At 73.2% G+C, this 6,907-nt stretch carries 5 protein-coding genes and 1 pseudogene; 5 read left to right on the top strand and 1 reads right to left on the bottom strand.

The genetic code is table 11. The features are described from left to right. Both IH13_RS0114780 and IH13_RS37500 read left to right on the top strand, forming a co-directional pair. The coding region (locus IH13_RS0114780; RefSeq protein WP_199814666.1) for a nicotinate-nucleotide--dimethylbenzimidazole phosphoribosyltransferase at positions 1 to 695 on the top strand (695 nt) is incomplete at its 5' end. Between the two features lie 357 nt (positions 696 to 1,052). Further along, positions 1,053 to 1,669: pseudogene (locus IH13_RS37500) on the top strand (adenosylcobinamide-GDP ribazoletransferase). Between the two features lie 6 nt (positions 1,670 to 1,675). On the opposite strand, the gene IH13_RS0114770 reads toward IH13_RS37500, so the two are convergent. Further along, positions 1,676 to 2,515 carry an endo alpha-1,4 polygalactosaminidase gene (locus tag IH13_RS0114770; RefSeq protein WP_031084587.1) on the bottom strand — a complete coding sequence of 280 codons (840 nt, stop codon included), beginning with the start codon at positions 2,513 to 2,515 and terminating at the stop codon, positions 1,676 to 1,678. Between the two features lie 249 nt (positions 2,516 to 2,764). On the opposite strand from IH13_RS0114770, the gene IH13_RS0114765 reads away from it, so the two are divergent. The 3 genes from IH13_RS0114765 to IH13_RS0114755 form a co-directional block, all read left to right on the top strand. Continuing rightward, complete coding sequence (locus IH13_RS0114765) at positions 2,765 to 4,306, top strand: leucyl aminopeptidase (RefSeq protein ID WP_031084585.1); 1,542 nt, start codon at positions 2,765 to 2,767, stop codon at positions 4,304 to 4,306. A 346-nt stretch (positions 4,307 to 4,652) separates the two neighbouring features. After that, positions 4,653 to 6,041: a dihydrolipoyl dehydrogenase gene (gene lpdA, locus IH13_RS0114760; RefSeq protein ID WP_031084583.1), complete on the top strand. Its 1,389-nt coding sequence runs from the start codon at positions 4,653 to 4,655 to the stop codon at positions 6,039 to 6,041. Between the two features lie 58 nt (positions 6,042 to 6,099). Beyond that, on the top strand, positions 6,100 to 6,907 hold an 808-nt coding region (locus IH13_RS0114755; protein ID WP_031084582.1), incomplete at its 3' end, for a biotin/lipoyl-containing protein.

Genomic DNA, 6,907 nt, shown 5'->3' with positions numbered 1-6,907 from the left:
AGATGTGTATAAGAGACAGCGAGCAGGCCGTGCGTCTGGGGATGCGGATCGCGGACGAGGAGGCGGACTCCGGCACCGACCTGGTCGTCCTGGGCGATCTGAGCGTGGGCGGGACGACGGCGGCCTCGACCCTGATCGCCGCACTGTGCGGTACGGACGCCTCGGTGGTCACCGGGCGCGGCGGCGCGGGCATCGACGACCTGGCCTGGATGCGCAAGTGCGCCGCGATCCGGGACGCGCTGCGCCGGGCCCGGCCGGTCCTCGGTGACCTGCTGGAGCTGCTGGCCACGGTGGGCGGGGCCGATCTGGCGGCGACGACCGGTTTCCTGCTGCAGAGCGCGGTACGGCGGATGCCGGTGATCCTGGACGGCATGGTCGGGGCGGCCTGCGCCCTGGTGGCCCAGCGGGCGGCCTTCCGGGCCCCGGACTGGTGGCTGGCGGGCCAGGTGAGCGGGGAGCCCGCGCAGGGGAAGGCGCTGGACCGGATGGCGCTGACCCCGCTGCTGGACCACGGGCTGGTGGTCGGCGAGGGGACCGGGGCGCTGCTGGCGCTGCCGCTGGTCCAGGCCGCCGCGGCGCTGGCCGCGGAGCTTCCGGAGCGCGCCGGTGAGGTCCCTGCGGACGACGAGGACGAGGGGGAGGAGCGCGGCGGAGAGGGCGCGACGGGCGAAGAGGCGGCGGAGGCCACCGCCTGAGAGGCCGTCAGGGAGTGGTTGGGGAGCGGCGTCCGGGCCGGTGCCCCGCCGGGCAGGTCCTGGACCCCGCGGCGGCGGCCGGCCCGGCGCACGTGGTGGCGGCAGGCCCGCGAGGTGCCCGGGCGGAGCCCGGTGGCGGCCTCGGCGGAAGCGCGGGGCCCGGGGCGGGCCGGGCGAGGCGTACGGCGGCGATCAGCGCGATGAGCGGGACCGCGGTGCCGGTCGGCGCCGTCCGGGTCCGACGGCTCCCCGGTGCAGCCAGTGACCGATCCCACCCGCTCCCGAAGCTCCACCTATGAGGCTTTTGCCGCGTTCCCCCCGATCCGGCCCGAGGTCGCACCGGCTAGCCTGCGCGCGGTGACCTCCCTGAACAGCCACGGCGTGCGCTTCGCCTTCGGCACTCTGACCGTGCTCCCCGTCCGCGTCTCACGCTGGGACCGCGAGACCGCGCGGGCCGGCATGCTCTGCGCACCGCTCGCCGGGCTCGTGGTGGGGCTGCTCGCGGCGGTTCCCGGGGCGCTGCTGCTGCTCGCCGGGGCCGGCCCCCTGCTCGCGGCCGTCGCCTCCGCCGCGCTGCCCGCCGTCCTGACCCGGGGGCTGCACCTGGACGGGCTGGCGGACACCGCGGACGGGCTGGGCAGCGGCAAGCCGGCCGCGGACGCGCTGCGGATCATGAAGCAGTCGGACATCGGCCCGTTCGGCGTGATCACCCTGCTGTTCGTGCTGCTGGCACAGGTCGCGGCCCTCTTCGAGCTCTACGGCCGGGGATGGGCGCACGGCGCGGCGGGGGCGCGGCCCCCGGCGGCCACGGGCCGGTGCGGTACGCCCTGGCCGCCCTGGCGGGCCTGGCGGCGGCGTGGCTGTTGCTGCGTCACTGCGTCCGGCGCTTCGGCGGGGTCACCGGCGATGTGTTCGGGGCCCTGGAGGAGACGGCGGCCACGGCGGTGCTGGTGGTGCTGGTGCTGGGCGGCTGACCCGGCTCAGCAGGTCTGGCGCCAGGCGCCGAGTTCGTACTCCTTCAGCAGCGAACTCAGGCGCAGCCGCCGGGAGTCGGGGCAGAAGTCGGCCACCGGCAGCTCGTACTCCGCGTGCAGGACGGCCTTGCCCGCGTCGATGAACGGGGTGAGCTCGTCGCACTCCTCGTACTGGGCGCACTGCTCGTTCACCGCGAAGTCGAAGTCGCCGACCAGTTCCGGGATCTGGGGCAGGTCGTTCTTCAGTCCCACGGCCATGCCGTGCCGGTGGGCGAGGTCCGCGATCAGGCGGTTGTAGCGCAGCTGGTGCTCCGCGGTGAGCGGGAAGCCGGTGTCGTTGAGATAGCCGTCCATGTTGTCGGGCTCCACCGCGTCGAAGCCCTTCTTCGCGCACATCTCGATCCGGGTCTCCATCAGCGGCTCCAGGACGTCGGTGCGGCGGATGTCGAGCCACCACTCCCCGTCCCAGCCGTTGCTCTTGCCGCGTACCGAGGCGGGGAACTCCTCGGCGTCCGGACGGAAGTCCTCCCAGGCGCCGGTGGAGAGGTAGCAGATGACCTTGCGGCCCTCGCCGTGCAGCGCGGCCACCGTCTTCGCGTCCTGGTCGAAGCCGTCGATGTCGTACACCGGGGCGTCCACCGAGGTGTCGATCCGGCCGGAGAGCTGCCACTGCCAGTCCACGCCGGGCTCCGGCCGCCAGTGCTCCGCCGCCCGGCCGCCGGCGCCGTCTCCCCCGTCCGCGTCCTTGTCCGCGTCCGCGCCGCAGCCGGCGAGCAACGCCGGCAGGAGGAGCGCGGCGCAGAGCACCCGCCCCCATGCCCTCGTACCGCCCGCTGTGTTCCGCATACCGCTCCCCCGCTCGATCCGTGCTGGTGAACGACCTTATCGGCGCCCGGCGTTCCTTCCGGACCGGGTCGGGCGGAGGCGCTCACGGGGCCGCGGCCCGCACACGGACGGCCGTGCCCCCGTGAGCGGGAAGCAAAGGCGCGCGTAGGCTCATTCCCGGCACATTGCGGCGAGGCATACGATGCGCCGGGCGCGGTCGGCCCACCCCTCGACCGGCACAGAACTCAACGGAAGCGAGATTTCACCACCGTGACTGCTCTCACTCTCAGCACTGCCGGTGCGGCGACGCTGCGCGCCGACGCACTCGTCGTCGGCGTCGCCAAGGGCGCGAAGGGGCCGGTCGTGGCACCGGGCGCCGAGGCCGTGGACAAGGCCTTCGACGGAAAGCTCGCAGCCGTCCTGGAGACCCTGGGCGCCAGTGGTGCCGAGGGCGAAGTGACCAAGCTCCCCGCGCCGTCCGGCCTGAAGGCCCCGGTCGTGCTGGCGGTCGGCCTCGGCCGGACCCCCGAGCAGGACGACGCCTACGACGCCGAGGCGCTGCGCCGGGCCGCGGGCAGCGCCGCGCGCGCCCTGCACGGCTCGAAGAAGGCCGGCTTCGCGCTGCCGACGGAGTCCGCCGAGGACGCCGCGGCCATCGCGGAGGGCGCCCTGCTGGGTGCGTACGCCTTCACCGCCTACCAGGGCGGCGAGGACAGGATCGCCCCCAAGGGCGCCAAGAACAAGGGCCCGAAGCAGCCGCTGGCCGAGGTCGCCCTGCTCGGCGCCAAGCCCCGCGACAAGGCGTACAAGGCCGCCGCCGAGCGCGCCGTCGCCCTCGCGGAGGAGATCAACCGGGCCCGTGACCTGATCAACACCCCGCCGAACGACCTGTACCCGGAGTCCTTCGCCGCCGTCGCCACCGCGGCCGGCAAGGAGCACGGCATCAAGGTCCAGGTGCTCGACGAGAAGGCCCTCGTCAAGGGCGGCTTCGGCGGTCTGCTCGGTGTCGGCCAGGGCTCGACGCACGGCCCCCGCCTGGTCCGCCTGGCCTACACGCACCCGAAGGCGGAGAAGACGCTGGCCCTGGTCGGCAAGGGCATCACCTACGACTCGGGCGGCATCTCGCTGAAGCCGGCCGGGCACAACGAGACGATGAAGTGCGACATGAGCGGTGCCGCCGCCGTGTTCGCCACCGTCGTCGCGGCCTCCCGCCTCGGCCTGCGGGTCAACGTCACCGGCTGGCTGGCCCTCGCCGAGAACATGCCGTCCGGCAACGCCACCCGCCCGGGCGACGTCCTGCGCATGTACAGCGGCAAGACTGTCGAGGTCCTCAACACCGACGCCGAGGGCCGTCTCGTCCTCGCCGACGCGCTGACCCGCGCCTCGGAGGAGAACCCGGACGCGATCGTCGACGTGGCGACCCTGACCGGGGCCATGGTCCTGGCGCTGGGCAACCGCACCTTCGGCGTGATGTCCAACGACGACGCCTTCCGCACCTCGATCCACGAGACCGCCGAGGAGGTCGGCGAGGCCTCCTGGCCGATGCCGCTCCCCGCGGACCTGCGCAAGGGCATGGACTCCCCGACCGCCGACATCGCCAACATGGGCGAGCGGATGGGCGGCGGCCTGGTGGCCGGCCTGTTCCTGAAGGAGTTCGTGGGCGAGGGCATCGCCTGGGCCCACCTGGACATCGCGGGCCCGGCCTTCCACGAGGGCGCCCCGTACGGCTACACCCCCAAGGGCGGCACCGGCTCCTCGGTCCGCACGCTGCTCCGGCTGGCCGAGCGCACGGCCGACGGCGACCTGGGCTGACCCCCCGCCCGCGGCGCGCGCCGGTTACACCGGGCGCGCGCCGTTCGCGGGCGGCGATACGGCCCCGGGCATACGTCCGGGGCCGTACGTGTTCCCCCAGTGGCACCTGACCGCCGGTTTTCCGAAACTTTGTACGCATACGGCACGGCCCGGGCCGGGTGTTCGCCCGGCCCCGACCAGGGGCCCGCGTCCCGTCCGCCCCCGACAAGTGCGAAGATGGGTTCTCGGCAGGACAGGGCCCCCACCACAGGGCCGAACTACACAAGCGGCCGCACACCAGCCGACCGGCCGGTCACACCCCAGCGACGGGGTCCGGCGTACGGCGCACATGCATGGAGGACGTGACGTGGCGAACGACGCCAGCACCGTTTTCGACCTAGTGATCCTCGGCGGTGGTAGCGGCGGTTATGCCGCGGCCCTGCGCGGAGCGCAGCTGGGCCTGGACGTCGCACTGATCGAGAAGGGCAAGGTCGGCGGCACCTGCCTGCACAACGGCTGTATCCCCACGAAGGCGCTGCTGCACGCCGGTGAGATCGCCGACCAGGCCCGCGAGTCGGCCCAGTTCGGTGTGAAGGCCACCTTCGAGGGCATCGACATGGCGGCCGTCCACAAGTACAAGGACGACGTGATCTCGGGCCTGTACAAGGGCCTGCAGGGTCTCGTCGCCTCGCGCAAGATCCACTACGTCGAGGGTGAGGGCCGTCTCTCGTCGCCCACCTCGGTGGACGTCGGCGGCCAGCGCATCCAGGGCCGCCACGTGGTCCTCGCGACCGGTTCCGTGCCGAAGTCGCTGCCCGGTCTGGAGATCGACGGCGACCGCATCATCTCCTCGGACCACGCGCTGAAGCTGGACCGCGTCCCGAAGTCCGCCATCGTCCTCGGCGGCGGCGTGATCGGCGTCGAGTTCGCCTCGGCGTGGAAGTCCTTCGGCACCGACGTCACGATCGTCGAGGGCCTGAAGCACCTGGTCCCGGTCGAGGACGAGAACAGCTCGAAGCTGCTGGAGCGCGCGTTCCGCAAGCGCGGCATCAAGTTCAACCTCGGCACCTTCTTCGACAAGGCCGAGTACACGCAGGACGGCGTCAAGGTCACCCTCGCCGACGGCAAGACCTTCGAGGCGGAGGTGCTGCTGGTCGCGATCGGCCGCGGCCCGGTCTCGCAGGGTCTGGGCTACGAGGAGGCCGGGGTCGCCATGGACCGCGGTTACGTCCTCGTCGACGAGTACATGCAGACCAACGTCCCGACGATCTCGGCCGTGGGCGACCTGGTCCCGACCCTGCAGCTGGCGCACGTCGGCTTCGCCGAGGGCATCCTCGTCGCGGAGCGGCTGGCCGGTCTCAAGACCGTGCCGATCGACTACGACGGTGTCCCCAAGGTCACGTACTGCCACCCCGAGGTCGCCTCCGTGGGCATCTCCGAGGCCAAGGCCAAGGAGATCTACGGCGCGGACAAGGTCGTCGCCCTCAAGTACAACCTCGCGGGCAACGGCAAGAGCAAGATCCTCAAGACCGCGGGCGAGATCAAGCTCGTCCAGGTCAAGGACGGTGCCGTGGTCGGCGTCCACATGGTCGGTGACCGTATGGGCGAGCAGGTCGGCGAAGCCCAGCTGATCTACAACTGGGAGGCGCTGCCGGCCGAGGTCGCGCAGCTCATCCACGCCCACCCGACGCAGAACGAGGCCATGGGCGAGGCCCACCTGGCGCTCGCCGGCAAGCCGCTGCACTCCCACGACTGACCCAGTCCGGGCGCGACGACCGACCACTTCCGCATTTTCGTAAGGAGCAACTGAAACCATGTCGGTTTCCGTAACCCTTCCGGCGCTCGGCGAGAGCGTCACCGAGGGCACTGTCACCCGTTGGCTGAAGGCCGAGGGCGAGCGCGTCGAGGCCGACGAGCCGTTGCTCGAGGTCTCGACCGACAAGGTCGACACCGAGATCCCGGCCCCCGCCGCCGGTGTCCTGACCTCCATCAAGGTCGCCGAGGACGAGACCGTCGAGGTCGGCGCCGAGCTGGCCGTCATCGACGACGGCTCCGGCGCACCCGCCGCCGAGGCCGCTCCGGCCGCCGAGCCCGCGGCCGTTCCGGCCCCGGTCGCCGAGGAGGCCCCCACCGCCCCGTCGACCGAGACCGAGGCCCCGGCCGAGGCACCGGCCGCACAGGACACCGCCGGCGCCTCCTCCGCGTCCGGTACGGACGTCACCCTTCCGGCGCTCGGTGAGAGCGTCACCGAGGGCACCGTCACCCGCTGGCTGAAGGAGGTCGGCGAGGAGGTCGCGGAGGACGAGCCGCTGCTCGAGGTCTCCACGGACAAGGTCGACACCGAGATCCCCGCGCCGGTCGCCGGCGTGCTGCTGGAGATCGTCGTCGGTGAGGACGAGACCGCCGAGGTCGGCGCCAAGCTGGCCGTCATCGGCGCCCCGGGGGCGGCTCCGGCCGCCGCACCGGCCCCGGCCGCACCGGCCCCCGCCGCCGAGAAGCCGGCCGCCCCGGCTCAGGCCCCGGCGGCCCCGGCCCCGGCTCAGGCCGCACCGGCCCCCGCGGCCCCCGCGCCCGCCGCCGAGAAGCCGGCCGCGCCGGCCCCCGCCCCGGCACAGGCCGCAC

Source organism: Streptomyces sp. NRRL WC-3549 (assembly GCF_000721935.1).
In the GTDB taxonomy this organism is placed as follows: domain Bacteria; phylum Actinomycetota; class Actinomycetes; order Streptomycetales; family Streptomycetaceae; genus Streptomyces.
Note: the sequence above shows the minus strand (reverse complement) of the source record. Positions and strands in the feature narration are given on the sequence as shown.

Coding starts and splice junctions, on each gene's coding strand:
- IH13_RS0114770 (WP_031084587.1), bottom strand. CDS start 2,515: ATGCGGAACACAGCGGGCGGTACGAGGGCATGGGGGCGGGTGCTCTGC.